20 protein-coding genes and 2 pseudogenes are annotated in these 20,326 nt (G+C 63.6%); 6 read left to right on the forward strand and 16 right to left on the reverse strand.

Annotation, left to right across the window (positions count from 1 at the left end):
• The 4 genes from EI171_RS01150 to EI171_RS01165 form a co-directional block, all read right to left on the reverse strand.
• Positions 1–252, reverse strand: coding sequence for an AlpA family transcriptional regulator (locus EI171_RS01150; RefSeq protein ID WP_060910373.1), 252 nt, complete (start codon positions 250–252; stop codon positions 1–3).
• 204 nt (positions 253–456) lie between these two features.
• Positions 457–972, reverse strand: coding sequence for a DUF2285 domain-containing protein (locus EI171_RS01155; protein WP_202633087.1), 516 nt, complete (start codon positions 970–972; stop codon positions 457–459).
• 61 nt (positions 973–1,033) lie between these two features.
• Positions 1,034–1,243, reverse strand: a complete 210-nt coding sequence (locus EI171_RS01160) for a transcriptional regulator domain-containing protein (protein ID WP_161532354.1) — start codon at positions 1,241–1,243, stop codon at positions 1,034–1,036.
• Between the two features lie 138 nt (positions 1,244–1,381).
• Positions 1,382–1,645 (reverse strand): DNA -binding domain-containing protein, encoded by a 264-nt coding sequence (locus EI171_RS01165; protein ID WP_161532355.1) that lies wholly within the window; start codon positions 1,643–1,645, stop codon positions 1,382–1,384.
• Between the two features lie 238 nt (positions 1,646–1,883).
• Here EI171_RS01165 and EI171_RS01170 point away from each other — a divergent pair, with 238 nt between their 5' ends.
• Together EI171_RS01170 and EI171_RS01175 are read left to right on the forward strand one after the other, a co-directional pair.
• On the forward strand, positions 1,884–2,117 hold the full coding sequence (locus EI171_RS01170; RefSeq protein WP_161536890.1) for a helix-turn-helix domain-containing protein: 234 nt from the start codon (positions 1,884–1,886) through the stop codon (positions 2,115–2,117).
• A gap of 147 nt (positions 2,118–2,264) precedes the next feature.
• Positions 2,265–2,681, forward strand: coding sequence for a hypothetical protein (locus tag EI171_RS01175; RefSeq protein ID WP_161532356.1), 417 nt, complete (start codon positions 2,265–2,267; stop codon positions 2,679–2,681).
• 121 nt (positions 2,682–2,802) lie between these two features.
• Here the strand turns inward: EI171_RS01175 and EI171_RS01180 are convergent, their stop codons facing one another.
• Positions 2,803–3,129: a DUF736 domain-containing protein gene (locus EI171_RS01180; protein ID WP_161532357.1), complete on the reverse strand. Its 327-nt coding sequence runs from the start codon at positions 3,127–3,129 to the stop codon at positions 2,803–2,805.
• 968 nt (positions 3,130–4,097) lie between these two features.
• Here EI171_RS01180 and EI171_RS01185 point away from each other — a divergent pair.
• Positions 4,098–4,331 carry a hypothetical protein gene (locus EI171_RS01185; protein WP_161532358.1) on the forward strand — a complete coding sequence of 78 codons (234 nt, stop codon included), beginning with the start codon at positions 4,098–4,100 and terminating at the stop codon, positions 4,329–4,331.
• Positions 4,332–4,466: 135 nt separating this feature from the next.
• The gene (locus EI171_RS01190) at positions 4,467–4,745 is read left to right on the forward strand and encodes an HU family DNA-binding protein (protein WP_060910361.1); all 279 of its coding nucleotides are present in this window, start codon (positions 4,467–4,469) and stop codon (positions 4,743–4,745) included.
• A 276-nt stretch (positions 4,746–5,021) separates the two neighbouring features.
• Here the strand turns inward: EI171_RS01190 and EI171_RS01195 are convergent.
• Together EI171_RS01195 and EI171_RS44570 are read right to left on the reverse strand one after the other, a co-directional pair.
• Positions 5,022–5,452 (reverse strand): annotated as a pseudogene (locus EI171_RS01195) (hypothetical protein).
• A gap of 146 nt (positions 5,453–5,598) precedes the next feature.
• Complete coding sequence (locus EI171_RS44570) at positions 5,599–5,766, reverse strand: hypothetical protein (protein WP_202633088.1); 168 nt, start codon at positions 5,764–5,766, stop codon at positions 5,599–5,601.
• A gap of 302 nt (positions 5,767–6,068) precedes the next feature.
• Here EI171_RS44570 and EI171_RS01200 point away from each other — a divergent pair, with 302 nt between their 5' ends.
• Positions 6,069–6,281 carry a hypothetical protein gene (locus EI171_RS01200; protein ID WP_161532359.1) on the forward strand — a complete coding sequence of 71 codons (213 nt, stop codon included), beginning with the start codon at positions 6,069–6,071 and terminating at the stop codon, positions 6,279–6,281.
• A gap of 73 nt (positions 6,282–6,354) precedes the next feature.
• Here EI171_RS01200 and EI171_RS01205 read toward each other — a convergent pair whose 3' ends face one another.
• From EI171_RS01205 to EI171_RS01240, 8 genes and pseudogenes are all read right to left on the reverse strand, one after another.
• Positions 6,355–7,284 carry a DUF2493 domain-containing protein gene (locus tag EI171_RS01205; protein ID WP_161532360.1) on the reverse strand — a complete coding sequence of 310 codons (930 nt, stop codon included), beginning with the start codon at positions 7,282–7,284 and terminating at the stop codon, positions 6,355–6,357.
• Positions 7,285–7,614: 330 nt separating this feature from the next.
• A complete protein-coding gene (locus EI171_RS01210; protein WP_161532361.1) occupies positions 7,615–8,682 on the reverse strand; it encodes a toprim domain-containing protein in 1,068 nt (355 codons plus the stop codon).
• Positions 8,682–13,013, reverse strand: coding sequence for a strawberry notch family protein (locus tag EI171_RS01215; RefSeq protein ID WP_161532362.1), 4,332 nt, complete (start codon positions 13,011–13,013; stop codon positions 8,682–8,684). Before EI171_RS01215 ends, EI171_RS01210 begins: the two co-directional genes overlap by 1 nt.
• 272 nt (positions 13,014–13,285) lie before the next feature.
• Complete coding sequence (locus EI171_RS01220) at positions 13,286–13,699, reverse strand: hypothetical protein (RefSeq protein WP_011091004.1); 414 nt, start codon at positions 13,697–13,699, stop codon at positions 13,286–13,288.
• A gap of 98 nt (positions 13,700–13,797) precedes the next feature.
• The gene (locus EI171_RS01225; protein ID WP_161532363.1) at positions 13,798–15,933 is read right to left on the reverse strand and encodes a ParB N-terminal domain-containing protein; all 2,136 of its coding nucleotides are present in this window, start codon (positions 15,931–15,933) and stop codon (positions 13,798–13,800) included.
• Between the two features lie 256 nt (positions 15,934–16,189).
• A complete protein-coding gene (locus EI171_RS01230) occupies positions 16,190–17,152 on the reverse strand; it encodes an ArdC family protein (protein ID WP_246740423.1) in 963 nt (320 codons plus the stop codon).
• 128 nt (positions 17,153–17,280) lie between these two features.
• A pseudogene (locus EI171_RS45355) lies at positions 17,281–17,729 on the reverse strand (DUF932 domain-containing protein); the annotation flags it as partial.
• Positions 17,730–18,195: 466 nt separating this feature from the next.
• The gene (locus EI171_RS01240; protein ID WP_161532364.1) at positions 18,196–18,654 is read right to left on the reverse strand and encodes a hypothetical protein; all 459 of its coding nucleotides are present in this window, start codon (positions 18,652–18,654) and stop codon (positions 18,196–18,198) included.
• Between the two features lie 582 nt (positions 18,655–19,236).
• On the opposite strand from EI171_RS01240, the gene EI171_RS01245 reads away from it, so the two are divergent.
• On the forward strand, positions 19,237–19,539 hold the full coding sequence (locus EI171_RS01245; protein WP_161532365.1) for a helix-turn-helix domain-containing protein: 303 nt from the start codon (positions 19,237–19,239) through the stop codon (positions 19,537–19,539).
• Positions 19,540–19,602: 63 nt separating this feature from the next.
• Here the strand turns inward: EI171_RS01245 and EI171_RS01250 are convergent, their stop codons facing one another.
• Complete coding sequence (locus tag EI171_RS01250; protein ID WP_246740424.1) at positions 19,603–20,325, reverse strand: restriction endonuclease; 723 nt, start codon at positions 20,323–20,325, stop codon at positions 19,603–19,605.
• Position 20,326: the final 1 nt, after the last annotated feature.

Consider the following 20,326-nt stretch of genomic DNA (forward strand, 5'->3'; position numbering starts at 1 on the left):
TTAGCGATGCGCGTGGCTAGCGGCGCGGGCCTCCACGTAGCGCGGATCCGACGTTGAGCTGCAGGCGGCCCGATCGGCCCAGGCTTCGAGATCGCCGATGGCGTAGACAACGCGACCGCCGAGCTTGCGAAAGGTCGGGCCATTGCCATGGCAACGATATTTCTCCAGCGTGCGTGGCGAGATTCCGAGAAGGCGCGCGGCCTCGGGGGTGCGCACGTAGCGCGTGGTAAGCTGCGCGGGCCTGTCGAGCATGGGAGATCTCCGTCTTGCCTGAAAGCGCCGCAGCCAAGGCGCGGCGTGTCGGGGCCAAAATGGCGGAGAGTTCGGGCGTTGGGGGTGGACGAAAGTTTTTGAACATGCGTGTCCCCCGTTCGCGACCAGCCGAACTCGGGCGCAAGCAGCGGGGCGCAGGCTAACGTCGTCACGGCGGATAGCTTGGAGGGATCGAAGGGCCGGTCAGAGGCCCCGCAGGAGTTTCAGATAGCCCCGTTCGACCAGGGCGATCGAATCGTGAATGAGCCGGTTCGCCTTACGTCGGGCATGCGAATCCTTCCATTCGACCGAACGACGCTGGGCATGGTCGGAGGCGAGCACCTTCGCTGCCACGTCTCGCGGACCGCCGCCCAGGTCGTGAACGTCGAAGGCGTGAAGGAGCTGAATCAATCGCCGTTTCTGAAAGGGCGTCAGCCGCAGGGCCGCTGGTAGAAGACCGATACTCTGGCCGTCAAGCCGGCGGACGAAGTGTAACGCGACGTCGAGCCGTAGCTCCGCCATGCTGTCGATCGGCAGAAGCACGGCGGGACGTCGTACGCCCTGCTCGTCACGCAACCGGACATGAAGCTCACCCGATCCGTCCGCAATTACCAGTTCGCGACCGTCGGGATCCGTCCACTCGAGGAGCGACTGCCCAAAAGCACTGCGGTCGATGGAACGAAGAGCATCGAAACCCGGCGGCGCGGGCTCCAGGAGCAAAGTTCCAGGTGATGCCTCGGGCAGCCAGATGGTTGGTTCTTGCCCAACAGGAGCGGCGGGGTCATGGGCGAAACCGCAACCTCCATCGCCGTGCGAAAGTCGCACGAAGGGTCTCGGCATCACCGCCGTCACGCGCAATCTGGCGCTGCGTGTGGGCGAAGTCGCGGCGGTATTCAGCATTGCGGCGGAGGAATTCGAGGGCGAAGCCGGGGCGTTCAAGGCGATTCAGGCGTTCGATGGTCTCCGGCGAGCGCCAGTACTGGGTCGGCATGGTGTTTCCTCTCGTTTCTTGTTTTGTCGTCCCGAACGAGGGACACGCCACGATCCGGAAAGACCCTCCGGCAAACTAGACCCAAAGGTTGCATCGCGCGTGATCGCAATTTGCGTAAGAGGAGAGCGCGGCGCCTGCTCACTGCATCCGCGGTTCCAACAGATACCGATAACCTGCTTCCGTCATCCATCTGGCGCGAGCGAGGTGGCTGTCATGGACAATTTTGGCACGATCGGGTTCTCGAGCAGGGTCGAGACCAAAGATCACCTGGACGACCTCACGCCAGTCGGCGCCCTCTTCTTCAGCCATTAACAACCGAAGATAAATTGCAAGATGTTGCTCGTCATAGGCGTTGACGCGGGCGGTCAACGGCGGCTGATCCTGGAATGACACCTCGTTCATTGCGATCATCCCCTTCCGATCGAAGCAATGCGTTGCACAGTTCCAGGTACTGCGAAACTTTCGCAGAAGGCGAAAGAATCAGGAGACGTTTTGTCGCGGCGATGCATGGGACGCATCACGGCGCTCCCCGGAAGCGGTAAACCAGTCCCAACCCCAGAAGAAATGAATAACATGGCGTCGCATGAATCGGAACGATCGTTCCTGGAACGATCGTGCCGGTGTGAGTTCCCTTGTCGCCATGGATCTCAAGGAGATCATGGCGATCAATCTGCGTCGGATACGCCATGTGAAGAAGATGACGCAGGAAGAGTTGGCCGATCGCGCCGGACTGAGTGTCCGTTACATCGGTGCAATTGAACGCGCCGATGTATCGGCCAGCGTGACAGTGCTCGGCCGAATCGCGGAGGCGCTAGGCGTCGAGGCAACCGATCTGATTAAACGAACGGCGGTTCATCCTCATTCGGCTCGCTGACAGAGTGTATTTGTACTGCATCGTCGCACTGACACCGCGTTTGCGTCACGCACAAGTGGATGGGCGGCTTCGGGCAAATCTGCTCTGCTTGCAAAGGCACCTGCTAGCCAAAGGAACTAGAGGGCATTGGACGGATGGAAAGCTACTATGACCTTATACGAGCACTTGCCAGCCGACATCCGCGAAGTCGTGGACGCTTACGTCGCGGACCTCAGGCCCCAACCTTGGCGAATTCGCTTCCTCTTGCTGATTGATCTCCTTCAAGAGAAATTGGAGACCGGGGCCACCGCTGGGCAGTGGCGTCTGCTTCAACAATGGACCGGCATAGTGACGGCAATCTTGGAACACTTGCCGCCTGACAGTTCGGTCGTCGAATGTTTGGGGTTGATGAGCATCAGCTTCAACGACCAATGGCGCGCTCAAGCGCTCGGCCAGATCGAGCGGGATCCCACGGTGCTGGATCGTTTGGTTGCAGTTTGCCCTGACTGGGAAGACATCGTCGAAACCGTGTTGGAAGCTAATCAAAGACGGCCGATCAAGGCGGGACAGGTCCGCGGTCGCTGATCGGGATTTTGCTCCGCCGTCCACACCTGCTCCGTCGCCACGGACGGAAGCTCTGCGCAGCCAGCTCTTGAGCGAGGCGATGCCCCGCCCGGGCCAGCCGGGCGAGGCAACTTGGGTCGGGTCAGTCGCCGTTCCGGCGGCTGGGGCGGGACCAGATCAGGCTGAAGCCCTCACCGTCCTCGTCGTCGAAGAGGTTGGCGAAGATCGGAGCGGTGAAGCTCGGATCGTCGAGCTTGAGACCCAGATAGTCGCGGCCCTCGTTGGAGCGCTTGGACCAGGCGGCCCCGATCTCCACGCGGCCGACGTAAACCCGGTGGCTGGGGGCGTTGTCGCCCGAGCGGCTGGCGTCGGGGACGATGCGGACGTTTCTGGCCTGGACTGAGAGAGTGACGATTTCGCCGGTGAACTCGTTGTTGCCGGTCTTTTTGAAGGTGCCGATGGTCGCCATGGTAGTTCTCCTTGATTTCTGTTTTCCGAGCCCGCACCTTGCGGCCTCGATGGTGATCGAAAGGCCGGAGGCGATCGACGGCGCACCCCGCAGGGGCTCGACAGCAAAGGAGGAACTTTCTTGTCTTGCGCGAGGAATGACGGCACAGCCGGCAGGGGAAGAAAGTTGTGACGCCGCTGTTGCGCCATAGGCGGTCGAGGCTTCTTAAGCCGGCCTTCGGCCAGATCCATCCATCGAAGAGGCCGTTCGGTGCGCTCGGCCTGACAGAGCCGACATCAAGGAGAACGTGGCGATCCGCGAGTCTCACCGAGAGCCCGGCCCAACGAACGCATCGGTGATTGGCTCTCTGACCCGGCGACTGCGAATCTCCGGTGCCGCGATCAAGCCTCGGCAACACACCGCGCTCACGAGAGTCGTTGGCCGTGTCTGTGATCCGCCGCCGTTTGGTCGATGCCCCTCACAATGACCGCCACGAACCTGCCTCGCTGCGATGATCGGTCAAGCCTCGACGCTTAGGCCGCTCTCAGTCCACCTTCAAAGACGAGGACCGCGAGCACTCTGGGTGCCTGATCCAGTCCAGCCCCTTCCGGTGTGACGCTAGCAGCTCCCCGGCAAGATCTGCCCTGTTGGTTCGGGCGCGGTCATGCCGGTGAAGCGGATGAACGCCGTGGTGCTGACGGCAACCGTGCAGACGGTAGCAGATATTGTGCACGAGGTCGGTGAAGGCATCGCCATCTGGACGATTCCATCCGTGACGCCGTACCGGCGACGGTGGCGGGCCCGACGTAACCTCACGAATTCCCTTTGTGACACGGATCTCTTACACCGGAGCAGGGCGAACGTTCGGATGGAACAGTGTGTGATCGTCGATTGGTTGGCGCGACATTCAAAAGCGACGGCAGCGAAGGTCACATTCATCAGGAACCAAATGCAATCTGTCGCCTGATCGTCGGGGCCGGATGTACGCCGTGGCATCACTGGGCCCCGGCTTTCATGCTGGGGTTTTTCGTTTTCAGGGAGTTCGAAAGTCCGCCACTGCAAGACATTTTGGATTGGCCGTTGAAATCGACCTCGCCGATGCCAAAGGCGCGCTACAAAAGAGCCGCGCTAATTATGACGAGCTCGCTCCGGCCATCACCCAGAAGAATGCAGCCAATCGCCGGCTTGCGCGCCAGACCCGTTCCCGAAAGCTGCCGACGTAAGCCGAATCTATGGGATAATTCGCGCATGCGGCCAGGCCGCGTCTTGACGTGGCTGCGATGCGCGCTCCTCTATGCTGATAGCGCCGAGGCTGCGCGCAGCCAATTGCAACCGACATCCCCGAGGAACGTCACACCATGACCACCGCCGCTGAAATCGCCGACGAGATCGCCAAGGCGTACAATCTGCCAAAGGCGCAAGCCAAGGCCATCGTGGACGGTGTCTTCAAGTCTATCGCCGATGCAGCAGCGAGCGACGCTGAAACCAATGTGCCGGGCTTCGGCAAGTTCAAGGTGAAGCACACCCCGGAGCGCGAAGGCCGCAATCCCTCGACTGGCGCGGCGATCAAGATCGCGGCGTCGAGGAAACTGACGTTCGCCCCGGCCAAGGCTCTCAAGGATGCGCTGAACGGCTAAAGGCAGGGGCGCAAGGCCGGGACCCCTGTTGGGCCCCTTGTCCGAGGGTTCTCTATGCGGACCAGCCGTGCCTTGAGGAAGGCGAGCGTGCGGATCGGACCGGTCAACTCGTTGTTGCCGGTCTTCCGGAAGGTGTTGATGGTCGCCACAGTGTCTTCCTTGATCTCTGTTTCCGCGCTCGCACCATCAGCGCTAAAGCCGCGCTTAGCGCAGGCTCGATGATGAAGGCTTGGTGCCAGTCTGGATGCCTGGACGGGACCCACCGTCGCGCCGATATCAGCCGCGCGCCAAGCGCTGCTTGGCTGGTCCGCCTGCGGCCATTCCGGTGAGGCGGACGAAGGCCGTGATGCTGACGGCAATGGCCCCGACGACCCCGAAAATCGTCTGCCAGGCGGGTGAAGGCATCGCAATCTGGGCGATTCCGTGCGCCGCGCTGTAGCCGGCGAAGGTGGCGGGCGCGACATAGAGGAGGATGATCGGGAGCCGGAGCCAGGTGCATGTCACGAAGGCGAGCGCGAGTTGGCCGATGCCGAAGGTTGCGCCGCCCGCTACGAGAGCCACCGCGATGCCGCCGAGCACACCAGCCCCGTGTGGAAGGCCCACATGCCGATCGTCACGCCAGCGAAGAATGGCAGTGCGAAGACGGCAAGCGTGAAGAGCAGCCAGCCGAAGAAGCCGATAACGAGCAGTGGTCCGAAGAGGGTCATGGTGGTGGGCTCCGTGAGATAAAGGCCTGACGGTCGCGCCTTCCACCACCACCACGGCGCGAGAATGAGTATAGCTGCAGACAAGCGCCAGCGGGAGCGATAATCCCGCTGGCCTTGCGTAGTCCAACTCGCGTAGCGATGCACCTTCATGGTTGGAAGGGATCGAATTCGTGAACGATGGCGGCGGGATCGCCATCGTACTCACCGGACGGCATAACGCCGTAGGTGCCTGTGCCAGACTGGAAGACGACGACACAGACCATGAGAGTGGTGGCGAGAATCCAGCCATTAGCGAATGCGAGGGCTTGAGACATTGATCCGGCTCCTGTGCTGAGGCGGGGACCATCCCCGCGCGATAGGCGCCCGATGTGTCGGGCCGAGGGCCGCAATCACCGCGCAGACGAAGACGGAGCGGCGGCACGCTCACGCGTAAGCCGACCCCTTGTGGGTTGATGGCGTCAGGCCTCTCGGTCCGACCAAGGATCAGCGCCGATAGACGCGGGGTGGCGCCCGCCGGCAGGAGACGTGCCTCTGAACCTGCGGAAACGGCGCATATCGTCGCCCTCTCCAGCCGTTGGCCGATCGGCTAAGGTGTATTGCGACTTGGCAAGATGGAGTGAGGCGCCATGGCACGGGGCGCGACCTGCACCTGGTAAAGAAGGCGCTCGCCATTACGGTGCTGGCGATCGAGCGGCAGCCGGGGCCGCTTCAATCGGTGTCTGATCAGAGCGACATGAAGGCGCTGCTCGACGATCTGATCGAGAACGATGCGGAGTTGGCGCACTATGCCCGTGCGGCACGGATCGCCGTAACGGGTGAGCCGGACTGAAAAGTGGGTTTGCGGAAAGCCGGCGATCCGCCTTTCCGCTCTCAAGTCACTACGCATTGCGGCGAGAGCGGCGCTATGCGCCGCCGAACCTCCAGACCGGGATGCCGAGCTTCTTCGCCTTGTCGGCGAGATTGTCCTGGATTCCCGTGCCCGGGAAATGCATCACCCCGATCGGCAGCTCGTTGAGCATCGCATCATTGCGTTTGAACGGAGCGGCCTTGGCATGCTTCGTCCAGTCGGGCCTGAAGGCGATCTGCGGGACCTTGCGGTTGTCGGCCCACTTGGCGGCGATCAGCTCGGCGCCCTTGGGAGATCCGCCGTGCAGCAACACCATGTCCGCATGCTTGGCGTGCACCTGGTCAAGTTTGGCCCAGATCAACCGGTGATCGTTGAAGTCGAGACCACCAGTCAGCGCGACTTTCGGTCCGGGCGGCATGAGCACCTGGTGGTCGGCGCGCTTCTTCGCGACCAGGAAGTCGCGGCTGTCGATCATCGCGGAGGTCAGATTGCGGTGGTTGACCTTCGACCCGTTGCGCGGCCGCCAGACGGAATGGGTGTGGCGTTCGAACTCATCGGCGGCCTGGTCGCGCATCAGCTCGAAGGCGTTGCGTCGCTCGATCAGCGTCTGACCCTCCGCTGTCAGTCGTTCCAGCTCGACGGATTTGATCTCGCTGCCATCTTGCTCCCGCTGCGACCGCTGCTGCGCCAGTTCGTTGTCGTCGAGCTCGCGCTCGATCCTGTCGCTGGCGCGATGGAAGACGTTCACTGTCGACCAGAGCAGGTCTTCGAGGTCGGCCTCAAGACGGGTATCGGACAGCGCCACCACCAGGGCATCGAAGATGTCGGCGATGCTGCCGGTGAGGACTCGCGCATCAGGGAGCCGCCGGGGATCGGGCTCATCGTGGAAGGGACGGTAGCCATGGAGCTGAAGTTCCTGGAGGACCTGGTCGGTCGGGGATGAGCTTTGGTGCGGCTCGAAATCGTCGTCGTGGTCGGTGGTCATTGCGGCTTTGCCTCGTCGGATCGACCGCGCCCATCGCGGCCTTCATGGCGACGAAAGCGGCGGGCGGAACGGACTTGCACCCGCAGCGCAGCGGAGGGCCGGAGCGTTAGCGGAGGAACGAAGGGGGCCGACTATTTTGCCTCGCGATGTAAAGGCGGCTCTGCCGCCGACGGAAAATAGTCGGTCCACGAGGTTGCCGGTCCGGGCCGCTTGCCGCCCGATCGCCCTCTTAAGAAGGCCGTGGGGCGGTCCTCTCCGGCGCCGAGGGGAAGCAGGACCACCGGCCTCGCGATAACGAAGCGGCTGCGTCGCACCTCATCCCCGTTCCGGCTATGCCGCCAGCTCGATAAAGCGCGCGACGTCCTGCGCCGCGATCTGCACGCGGCTCGCGGCCCGAAGGGCGTCAAATCCGAGCAGACGAAGATCCTCGTTGAAGTCGCCAAGCCGTGGCGAGATCACGATCGCCTCGATCCCGGCCTCCTGCGCCCGATCGATCAAGGTCGCCATGGCGCCGTCACCGGCAGGATCGTCATCGCGGGCGATGTAGAGCCGGCGGAGCGTGTCCGGGAGAAGGATGGCTGAGAGATGCGCCGCCGATAGGGCCGCGACCCTCGGCATGGTCCGCAGCACGCTGCGGAGCGACAGCATCGTCTCGATGCCCTCGCCGGCCGCCATGACCTCACCCGCTAGGCCAAATCGAACGGCGTGACCAAGCAGGTCGCCCATCGCCCGTTTCGGCGTGTCGATCAGCGCCTTGCCGAGCGTCGTCTCGCTGAAGCCTCCGGGGTCAAGCCAGGTGCGATGCGCGCCGGTCAGGTGGCCGCGGAGATCGGTGACGGCGGCGATCATCGCCGGCCAGGTCTCGGTCGCGCTGTGGTCGTCGGGCCTGTAGTAGCAACGTGGGTGAAAGCGCAGACTTCCGGTTTCGTGCAAAGCCGTAATGCCGCGATTGCGGAGATACGCTTCTACGAGTGTGCCTGCGATCGACTGAGACACGCCGAAGAGCCGCCGCGCCGCCTCTGGCGATCCGAGGGGCGCGGGCGACGTTCTCGACCGGAGGCGATTTGGCGCAGGCTCCGGTTCTGGACGCGGCAGGCTCAGAAAGCGTCGTGCCTCATTGGCGACGTCGCGAAAGTTCGTGAAACAGCAGCTCTCGCGGATCACGTCGAGGAGATCGCCATGCTCGGCCGAGGCAGCATCTCGCCAATGCCCAGCGGCGCCGGGTCCGGATTCCGGTCCGCTGAGCCGGACGAACATCGACCGGCCGGGCGTATTGCGGACGTCGCCCACCGTCCAATATCGGCCCTGGCGCCGCCCGTTGGACAGGTAATGGCGGCACACGGCCTCGGCGTCACGCGCAAGACGGCGGGCCAGTTCGGAGGCGTTGTCGCGGGCCATCAGGCGGCCTCCCGCTCGCCGATGCGCACGATCGGATAGTGGTCGAGCACCTTTGCCAACACGGCGGCGCCGGTCGCATCTGATGGCACGAACATGCGCAGCTTCCACGAGATGATTTCGCTGAAGAGGCCGTATGCGCGCAACCGGTCACGCATCACATCTGTAAAGCCGGACAGTTCGAAGCGATGGGCGCCCATCACGCGGACACGACGGAGCTGCAGATCCTCGGCGAGCTCAAGGACGGTGCGCCCCTCCATCAGCGCCGAGAAGGCTTCGTTCGGGGTCAAGCTGCAGGTCGCGGTCATGCAAGCGCTCGCGGCCCAAGCTGGCGAGACCCTGCGACCGATGATGCGCTCGCCAGCATCGGTCTGGAGCCGATAGACGCGCGTCGACTTGTTCGGCAACCGCTTCCAGATCGGCAGCAGCAGACCTGCGACGATGTGGAGCGTGCTCTCAGCGAACTCGGGAACGTCGACGACTTCGCCGTTCCATGCCGCGGCGAATGTCTCGCGATCCGTAGGCTGCCAGTGGCTCTCGTCCATCATCTTCATCGAAGCATGATGGTGCTCCATCGGACGAATCAGCCGCACCCGACTTTCGATCTCGCCGTCATCGAGCATGAAGCTCGGCGCCGGAATCTGCACCGCGGCGCGACCCGAGCGCTCGTTGACCAGCAGCACCGCCCGAGCATCGGCGAGATAACCGAGCGCGCGATCCAGCGTCATGGGGCGATTGCGCCGGCGTTCGGTGATCGTGAGCAGCCGGGTGTCCGCGCCGGTCGCGGGGTGCGTGTAGATCGGGCGCCGATCGGTGACGATGAAGCTCTCAGCCTGCAGTGTCTCCAGGCCGACATCGTAGACGCCGCTGGCGATGGCGCCCTCAACCTTGGCGTTGAGGAGCTGTTCGAAGGCTGTGAAAAGCAAACCTTGCAGGTCGATGGTGAGCGCGAGCAGGCGATTCAGGAACGTCGTGATCGGCGGCAACTCGTCCTTGATGCCGTTTGCGTCCATGAGCTTCAGGCCCGTGGCGTCCTCGAAGATCTGGAGTGAGCAGCCTTCGACCTTGCCGCGCACCAGCAGCAGATAGAGCTGGCGCAGCGCATCTCGGGCATAGTGGCTCTCAAGATTGTCCTCGGGCCGGAACAGGCCCTGGCCGCCGGTCTGGCGCTGGCCGCGCGTGATGGCACCCAGCGTGTCAAGCCGGCGCGCAATGGTCGAAAGGAAGCGCTTCTCCGCCTTGACGTCTGTCGCGATCGGCCGGAAGAGCGGCGGCTGCGTCTGGTTGGTGCGGTTCGTACGACCGAGACCCTGGATCGCGGCATCGGCCTTCCAGCCCGGCTCGAGCAAATAATGGACCCGAAGCCGGCGATTCCGCGCCGAGAGTTCGGCATGGTAGCTGCGGCCTGTGCCGCCAGCCTCCGAGAAGACACGCACGCGCTTCAGGTCATCCATGAAGGCGGCGGTCTCTGCGAGATTGGCGGAAGCTGCACGGTTCTCGACGGTAAGGCGGTCACATCTGCGCACCACGCGCCGCGAACGGCCGGTCACTTCCGCCACGAGGTCCGTCCCGAAGCGCTGCACGATCTGGTCGAGCGCGCCGGGAACAGGCGGAAGCGACGCGAGCCGCTCGATCAGCTCATTGCGGCGGGCGACGGCCTCGCGGCTCTCGACCGGCTGGCCGTCGCGGAAGACGGGCCGCGACGAGAGATTGCCCTCGGTGTCGGTGAAGGGCTCATAGGCCTGCACCGGGAAGGAATGGGCGAGGTAATCCAGCACGTATTCGCGGGGCGTGATGTCCACGCGCACGTCGTTCCATTCCTCAGGTGGAATCTCGGCGAGCCGACGCTCCATCAGCGCCTCGCCGGTCGATACGATCTGGATCACCGCGGCATGGCCCTCGGCCAAGTCCCGCTCGATGGAGCGGACCAGGGTCGGCGTCTTCATGCTGGTGAGCAGATGACCGAAGAATCGCTGCTTGGCCGATTCGAAGGCCGAGCGCGCGGCCGACTTCGCCTGGCGGTTGAGCGTGCCGTTCTCACCGGTAATGTTGGCGGCCTCCATTGCCGCGTCGAGGTGATTGTGGATGACGCTGAAGGCAGCGGCGTAGGCATCATAGATCCGGCGCTGCTCGTCGGAGAGCTGGTGCTCGACCAGTTCATACTCGACGCCGTCGTAGGAAAGCGAGCGGGCGGTGTAGAGACCGAGCGAACGAAGATCGCGAGAGAGCACCTCCATCGCAGCGACCCCGCCCTCCTCGATCGCCTCGACGAACTCGGCGCGGGTGGCGAACGGAAAATCCTCGCCGCCCCACAGCCCGAGGCGCTGGGCGTAGGCGAGATTGTGGACGGTGGTGGCGCCGGTCGCCGAGACATAGACGACGCGGGCATTGGGCAGCGCATGCTGAAGACGCAAGCCTGCACGCCCCTGCTGCGAGGGCGCGACATCGCCCCGCTCGCCCTTGCCGCCACCGGCATTCTGCATGGCATGGCTCTCGTCGAAAATGATGACGCCGTCGAAGTCGGAGCCCAACCATTGAACAATCTGCCGGACGCGCGAAAGCTTCTCGCCGCGGTCGTCGGACCGCAGCGTAGCGTAGGTTAAAAATAGGACGCCCTCGGCCAACCGGATGTCGTACCCTTGAGGGAAGCGCGAGAGCGGCGTGACCAACAGACGCTCCATGCCGAGCGCCGACCAGTCGCGCTGCGCGTCCTCGAGCAGCTTGTCGGACTTAGAGATCCAGACCGCCTTGCACCGGCCCTGGAGCCAGTTGTCGAGAATGATGCCGGCGGACTGGCGACCCTTGCCGGCGCCGGTCCCGTCACCGAGCATGAAGCCGCGACGGAAGCGGACGGCGTTCGGTGCGTCGTCGCGGGCGGCCGTGACGAGGTCGAAGGTCTCGTCAACGGTCCAGGCGCCGGCGAGATAGTTGCCATGCGCCTCGCCGGCATAGATGACCGTCTCAAGCTGGGCGTCTGAGAGGACGCCGCCACTGACGAGGCTGGCTGGCAGTCGGGGTCTGTAGCTCGGCTTCGGCGGCGCGACCGAGGCCATCGCGGCCGACTGCACCAGCTTGGTCGGGTGCGCCTGCGCGCCGGGGATCTGGATCGATTGTAGCCGGTATTCCTCGTAGATGGCGTCGCTGAGGCGCGCGCCCTCGGGCGGCGTCCAATCGGTCGTCTCGTAGACAAGATCAACCGCTTCGGGGGCGGCAACAGACGCCTTAGCCGGCTGCGCGGCCGGCCGGGCGAGATAGCCGCGCACGCTGCGAGGCGCCGGCGAGGCTGACATGGGAAGCGCGCCGGTTGATGCGACGCTCAGGCGAGGTGGAACGTGTTCGCCGATCCACCGGAGCAGCGTCGCGACGTCGGGCGCCATTCCCGGCGACGCCAGGAACGCGTTCCGGTCATCGGCAGGCACTTTGTCGATGACGGTGAGACGCGTCTCGATCGTGGTGCCGTGCTTGGCATAGACCGCGCCGGCGATCGCCGCAGTGAACACCACGCGGCCGCGTTCCTGCAGTCGGGCGAAGGCGTCATGCCAGGCTGAGGCTTCGGGTGAGACGTTTGCGCCTGATATCGTGACCAGCCGGCCGCCATCGGCGAGACGCGCCAGGGCCGAGGCGATGTGACGGTACGCGGTGTCGGCCATCCGGCCCGAAACGTTTGCCATCGCCGAGAACGGCGGGTTCATCAGCACGAAACTCGGGACCACCGTGGGATCGAGGTGGTCGTCGATTTGGGCCGCGTCGAAGCGCGTGACGGAAACGGCCGGAAAGAGAGAAGAAAGTAACACGGCCCGGGTCTTGGCCAGTTCGTTCAGCACAAGCCCGCTGCCGGCAATCTCGGCGAGGATGGCGAGCAGCCCGGTGCCGGCGGACGGCTCCAGCACGCGATCCGCCGCAGTAATGGCGGCCGCAGTCAGCGCAGCCAGGCCGAGCGGAATCGGGGTCGAGAATTGCTGGAAGATTTCGCTCTCGGCAGAGCGGCGCGTGTGGGTCGGCAGAAGCCTTGCGATCTTTTCCAAAGCGGAAAGTCGTGAAGCCGCAGAATCAGCTTTGCGGAAGAGCGCCTTTCCGTATTTGCGTAAGAACAGGACGGTGGCGACCTCACAAGTGTCATAGGCCATCTTCCAGTCCCAGGCGCCCGTCGCATCGGATGCGCCGGAGGCCACTTCCATTGCGGCGCGGAGAAGCGCGGCGTCGATGCGTCGGCCACGCTCGAGATGCGGAAGGAGATGACTCGCGGCAGCGATGATGACACTGGCGCCCTCGGGAGCGCGAACAGGCGAGATCGGAGCGGCCGGGTCGGCCGCGATCGGGGAATGGTCATTCATGGAGGAAGCCTTCAGGAGAGCGGGAATGGGCGAGCCGATCGGCGCTCTCTCTGACCGCGCCGGCTCAAACCCGTCCCGGCCGTCCTCTCCCTCTCAGCATCAAGGCGGTGCCCGACATGAGAAACGGCGCCCCACCGGGTTGGCGGCGCGCCGTGTACAAAGCGTTCGTCAGTATCCGAACTGCCAGGACGGCTACGCCTGGCCTTCGTCAGCGGCGACCGCTTCCGCGAGGTAGCTCGCATCGCCTTCGACGACGGTGACGGCGTATTTCGTCACGACGCAGCTCCTTCGATCGGATCATTTTCGCCCGCGAGAATGGCCTCGGCCTTCGCGATGGCGGCGTCTGCCCGCCGGCGCCAAAGCTCGACATCCATTGAGCCTTCCTCCGGAACGTGGATGAGTATTTTGAGCAGACCGAGCAGCAACTCGAAATGGCCGGCCTTGCGCTGGACCTGCTCGCCGAAACGTGAGGGAAACGCCAGGCGTGGGCCGCTATAGGCAGCGTCGCGGCCTTCCCAGGCACCGGTAACATAGGTATCGCCAGACGTTTCAACGTCCGACCTGTTGTCGTCCCAGCCCTCGTCGGCGATCGCAAGATCGCAGGCTTGGTCGAGCGTTTCGGCTTCGTAGGTTCGCTGCCGATAGATCGGCAAATGATAGGTCGTCTCGATGGTGAAGAAGGGCACGATAGCCTCCAGAATGCAAAAGCCCGGCTCGCGCCAGGCTTTGGTGTGAATGGCAGTGAAAAGACGCGGGACGGCCGAAGCCGCCCCGCGTGCTCGAGCTATTCGGCCGCGATCATGCGCGACTCGTCTGCTTCATCGGCCGGAGTTTCCTCGTCGTCGCCGGCGAGGAATTCCGGCAGCGCCTCGCCATCGCCCTCGGGCTCCGCAGCATCGACAGCCGCCGCCAATTGGGCGTCGGGCATCCGCAGGGGCTCGGGCAGCCAGCCGGCCTCGGCGAGGAGGCGCTCGGCCTCCTTGGCCATGTCGCCCTTCTTCAGATGATCGATGAGCTGCGCGGCCCGCTCGCCGGCCCCCTCCCGCACCGCTTCCAGGATGCGGAGCTTCGGGACGCGGCCGAGATAGTTCTCGACGGTCGGGCGCCAACCGGACTCCACCATGTCGAGGTCGACGGCCCGGGCGATGCGATCGGCCTCAGTGATCCGGTGCTCGACGGTGTGCGGCGTGATGCCGCCGCCGTAGCGGTCGCCCTTCTCGTAGAGCGCGTTGATGCCGAATGAGGCGCAGTGCGCGAAGAGCGCCGCCTGCTCGTCGCCGGTGAGGCCGGTCAGCCAATCCCAGAGTTCGGTCTTCTCCTTGGGCAGGCGCTCCTCCCACGTCTTGTGGCGCGCGTCGATCGCCTTGGCCGCTGGCGTGTCCTTCAGCCCTTGCGCTTGCACCGGGAAGCTGACGCTGCGCACCGAGACCTCCATCGCCGTCCCGTAGGAGGAATAGCGGGAGAAGACGTCGAGGCAGAATTTGTGCAGCACCGCCTGGAAGGCGACCGAAGGCGTGATCGCCAGCCTGTCGCGCAGCGCCAAAGTCCGCTCCGCCGTGAGCTCGGTCAGCAGGCGATCGGGGAGCGGCTTCACCGCATCATCATCCTCATCCTCTGCCTCCGCGAGCTGCCCGCCGATGGTGATGACGGCGCGCTGGATTCCCGGCGCTGATGGTTCGGCGCCGTCGAAGGTCGCGGCAGCGGGTTCGCCATCGCTGCCCTGCTCTGGCTCGGCCACGGGTAGCTCGTCCTCAGGGCGGACGTAACCGCGATCAACCAAGAGCGTGCCTTCGGCGTCGATGCCGACGAACACACCCGCGCGGGCGATGTCGGCAAGCTGATAGTTGATGGGTCGATCGTCAAAGACGGCGAGAGCCGTCTCGATTTCGCCAAGTCGCTGGTCAACCTCGTCGGGCAGCTCATCCGCGCCGTCATGCTCGGCTTCGAGCCTGGCAAATTCGGCCTTGAGCGCCTCGATGGTCGCCTGCTCTTCGGCGGTGAGACCGGCGGATACGCTGTCCAGCTCGCGCAAGCCACGCGTGTGGCCGTAGGGGAAGTCGATCGCGACCTCGATCCACTTCCAACCTTCGGCAGCGATCGTTTCTGCCTCCGCCTTCAACTTCTCGGCGACCAGGCGGTCGAGCAGAGCGACGTCCTCGAGCCAACCGCCGTCGTCGGACTGGAACAGGTCGCGCAGCACCACACCGCCAGCCGCCTCGTAGGCGTCGAGGCCGACAAACACGGCCCTCCGGTCGGAGGCGCGCGCCGTCTTCTCCGTCAGCATGCGGCGGATCTGATAGGGCTCCTTCTGCCAGGAGCCGGAGATGGCCTGCCAGACCTGTTCCTGGCGTCCATGATCCGCGGTGACGGTGAAGGCCATCAACTGCTCAAGCGACATGCCGTCCTCGGCATAGATGTCGAGCAACGCGGGCGAGACCGAGGCCAGGCGCAAGCGCTGCTTCACCACATTGACCGAGGTGAAGAAGACCGCGGCGATGTCCTCCTCGGTCCGGCCCTTCTCGCGCAGAGCCCGGAAGGCACGGAACTGATCGAGCGGGTGCAGCGGAGCTCGCTGGACGTTCTCGGCGAGCGAATCTTCCTCGGCGATGCCGCTGTCGCGAACGACGCAGGGCACCGGCGCGGTCTTGGCCAGGCGCTTCTGCTTCACGAGCAGCTCCAGCGCGCGATAGCGGCGGCCGCCGGCCGGGATCTCAAACATGCCGGTCTCGGCGCCTTCGGGGTCGAGGACCCGGCGGACGTTGAGGCTCTGGAGCAAGGTACGCCTGGCGATGTCCTCGGCCAGCTCCTCGATGGAGACGCCGGCCTTCACACGCCGGACGTTTGACTGGCTGAGCACCAGCTTGTTGAAGGGAATGTCGCGCGAGGACGACAGCGTGATCTTCTGAACGGCAGTAGCCATAGGTAATACTCCGCGACGGGCGACCCAAAGTCTCTCTCTGGACCTCCAACCCGTCACGAAGCGCGGCGCCGCCCTCTTCCTCTCAAGGGCAGCGCCACAAACTGACGATCAGGAAAGACGGAAAGGCACGGAGTAGGAAGCACGCCTTTCCGCATCTCCGGCTTTCCGGGTGTCAGGTCGCGCGGTCGGGCAGCTTCTTCGCGCGAGCCTCCAGCTGGAGAACGTGAACGTCCAGCATCTCCAGGTCCGCGCCCTGCTACAACGTGCTAGCGACAAGAGGAAAATGAGACTGGTACGCATCCGCCTCGTCGGGGACTGCGGATGAAGTCTGACGGTCCTCAGCAGATACGGGCTGCTGCGCGTGCATCCAGTCGGCGGCCTGCTGCGCCTTGCTGGCGGCAGTAAAGATGGCCCGAGGATCGTCCTTCAACACTTCGATCCACGACGCAATATACGCTGCGTGATCGGGATGCGGATAATGGGCTATGCCCAAATCGGCAAGGACAAGCCCGCTGAGAATCTCCACGCAACATTCCTCGGCGGCATAGGCAGCCGAGCCGAACCGACCCGAGAGATCGCGGTCAAGCCGGTGCTTTGCCCCTGAGGCATGGCCGTCCTCATGCAGCCAGACAGCATAGAATGATGCGGCATCGCGGAAGGACGCGAAGTCCGGCATGAATACCGTGTCCGATGACGGAAGGTAGTAAGCCTCGGATCCGCCGAATACAGTCTTGATCCCGAGGTTGGCGATGAAAGCTTCCGCATGCGCGAGGCGCTCGTTCTCTGGAAGGACGTTCGTCGGAGGGCGCTCGTATCCGTCCACCTGAGCGACGTTGAACACCGAGAATGCTCGGGCAAACATCCGCCGATCGCCGTCATCGTCGTCAGCCGGCTCGGACGGAGCGACCTGCTTCCACAGCACAACAGTGGTAGCGCGTTCGCCCTTGCGCACCTGCGCGCCAGCGTCCCGCCATTGCCGATAGGTGCCCCACAGGCCATCGCTGTAATGGCTGGCCGTGGCTGCGACCCAGAGCGCCACCGTGTTTATGCCCCGGCAGCGTCTGCCCGAAGCGACGTTGATTGGGCGAGCAACACTCGTCCCGTTGTGGAACCACGGCGCACGCCACTGGCCTGCACCTTGCTCGATTGCCGCGATGATCTCCGCGGTGATGCGCGTGTAAACATCGGCACGCGCTCCGGACTGCATCCTGAAAGACATCGTGATAGCTCCTTGGGAGCGACGCGAGCGCACGGGATCGCCACCGCTTGCGGGCGGCGTCACGCTCAACGTCGATGGGAAGGGATCAGTGAAAAGCTGGTGAGACAGCCTGACTGTTTAGATAACGGCCCATATTCGGGGCCAGTAGCGGCGCGAAGCTCGACGCGACCATCCTCTATCTCGAGCGCCTTGAGCTGCTCGGTTCGATGAGAGCTGAGGCCGAACTGCAGGTTGATGCTAGCGAGCGGCGCCGGAAGCTGACGGAGGTAAGCCGCCGGCTCTCCAACTAAGCTGGACAAGTTGGCCGAAACTCCAGTGAGTCGGCGCGTCGGAACCGGGCAGCAGCAGAGCGAGGCGCTCGGCATCGTCGCGGCGGCCTCAACCCGGATCGCAGCGCTCTCGAGCGTTCGGGTCCGGCTTCGCTCGGTCCGTCTACGCACGTGGCATAGAGGTCCGACAGGGATAGATAGCGCTCGTCCGCTGGCCGCGAGAACCGTTCCGACGATACTCGGCCGACGCGCTCGCCGCGGGTCACGTCCACCTGGTAGCCGCCGATGTGGTCGTGGCCAGCGCTCAGAACTTCTGACTTGGGTCATGGGTCATCTCCACGACAGGCACCGGAGACCTCTCCTCCGTTTTCAACCCGTCATGGCGAAGCCCGTCCGCTCTCTCACTCTAAAAGGGGGCGTTGCGGGGTTCTCCCCGCAGAAGGGGTCGGCCGAGACCTCAGGCTCGGGCGTAGGGGAAGGCTTTCCCCCGCAGCGCATAATACGCGACATCCGTGCGTTCGGCGGCCTTGCCGTCTATCGCGACAAAGCGGCCCCGAAGAACATGGCACCGATCTTTTGAGCAGATGATCAGTGGCGTTCACGGCGAAGGAGACGCAATCCCGATAGTGGACATTCACCAAGTTCGGTGACGAACTTCAACGGCAACGGCGAATCTCAAACTTGTGGGCGTAGTTTCACCGATTTTTGTGCACACGAAATTCAGAGAGAAGTCGAGGTAATCAAGTAGATCTTCTGCGTTGAAAACGACATCAGTCATCCGTGCGATCGACTTGTGGTGATACACGTCATTTCGAGCATCACGAACCGTTTGAATTTCCGCTTGAAGTGATCCAGCGAGAGGCGGTTTGGACCGCGCACGAATCGCGAAGAGAATATGGTCCAGTGATCTTCGATCAGACGCGCTATGTGACTAAGATGGCAAGCCTCGACAAACTGGAACCCGTTTACAAATCCCCAAACGAGATTTCGCTGAAATCGGTCCCCGTCGATGGCGTAGATGATCTCGCCGAATGAGTGTGCGGTGTCGGATGGTATTGGCACAGTTCCGATCTTCTTTACGGATCGAGCTTTGTTGCCATTTCGCAACTCATCATCGATCTTCCGCCACCACCGCTGGTGATCGTAATGCCGCTCCAGTGTGACGGCCACGGTGGACCGAAAAGCGGTTTCGAACGAATGGAACAGCCCAAACAACTGGGCGTGTTCTGCCACCTTGCGGTTGTAAACCTGGAAAAGAGCTGGCCGCCATTCCCCAGCGATGCCTGGTCGTTACCTGATTGGCCAGGAATCATTCGTGCAAGGACGGCGTGCGCGCAGCGCATCGCCCTCTGAAATGGCACCCGGAGAGCGTGAGCATAGCGGCCCGAAGGGGCACGCGGGTCCGAGTGCAACGACGAGACCGGCTTAGCAGCGGCACCCGGGAACGGGCCAGTGATAGCGGTCGCCGAAGGGGAGCCCCTTTTCCGAGTGCCCCCGGCGAGGAGCACATTATGTCTTGCGCGATGGGATCGTTACCCGCATGGGCCGAGACCCCGTTTCCGTAAGGGACTCGGTAAGCGCAGCTCATAGAGCCCGGTTCGCGACAGCGAACGCGCGCATCTAGGTACGTGGCCTTCGCCAGAGATGAACAAACCGCACCCGATCTTGTCCAGTCTGTCTCGCTCATAAAACGGAACACCGACAAGCCTTGGGCTGCCGGGTCGGGCAAGCGATCTGCGGCTTACTTTCGCGAAGAACTAATAGTGGGGTTATATCCAGTGGTTTGACGGCGCGGCCGAGGCCATGGTGTGGCACATGAAAACTCGCGCCCTAGTGGCCTGGAATGTGCGTCGGATTCGCGTAGAGCGAGGTATCTCGCAAGAAAAATTGGCTTGCGAGGCTGGGATAGACCGCTCCTACATGAGCAGTCTTGAACGGCAGTCGAAAAACCCGACGATTGATCTTCTTGAGCGGATCGCCGACACGCTCGGCGTTCATTTGTCCGAGCTCTTTGTTCAGCCGCCCAAGGGTACACGGATTCCAACCTCGTCCAACGGTCGCAAACCGGAGCGCCCGCAGCGCAGCAAGAAACAGTTACGGTCAGTGCAAGTTCGCTGATGCGGTAACAGTCTTGTCAATGATAGCCCGTGTGGGTTACCGCTGACCGCTCCGGAGTGTTCGTCATATCAGCGCCTCCAAGCATTCGGAGGCGCGCATACCGCATGACGCACGGGTCCATCCTTCCATCAGGGAACGGTTCAAATTGGACGAGGTCACCCAGTGTGCCGGACACAGCCCATAGTGTCGTCGATTGGTCTCTTGCTGGAATGGCGTCCGAAACGCTGGCCGGTCGAAGGCGCGGGCGAACATTGCAAGGGCTTGCTCGTCATCGATGTCCTGAAACTTGTCGACGAAATTGCGCAGCTCGCCTTCGCTGTCGGGAAACGGAATGCCCTCGACCAGGCGGCGCAGGAGGAATTCGGCTCGAAGCCGGAGACGCTCCTCGAATTCCGCGCCGGACCAGATCGCTACTTTAGGGACACCCAGTTTCGCGGCCGCCGCGCGAACCTCATCGCGACGCTGGGCGGAGACACTGCCACGGCATACGAACTTGAACGCGTCAGGTTTGCCGGTTACTGCGTTCACCGCCGCGGCCATATCCTTCTCCGCCTTCGCGTGGGTCAGGCTGCCGCGATTGACGCATTGAATGACAGTGCGCTCGTCCGGTTGGTCGTCGAACGGACGTGTGCCGATGATGTCACGCCCTTGGTCACTTCCCGTCTGACCGAACCAAGCGAGATCAGTCCAGCCATCGCAAAGGTGGTAGGCGAACACGAGGCGTTCGAACTCGGTGCCGCTGAAATCCTCGAAGTGAATCGGCCGGACCGTCCGAGCTATCGTCACC

This window comes from Bradyrhizobium sp. LCT2 (genome assembly GCF_009931255.1).
Lineage (GTDB): Bacteria > Pseudomonadota > Alphaproteobacteria > Rhizobiales > Xanthobacteraceae > Bradyrhizobium > Bradyrhizobium diazoefficiens.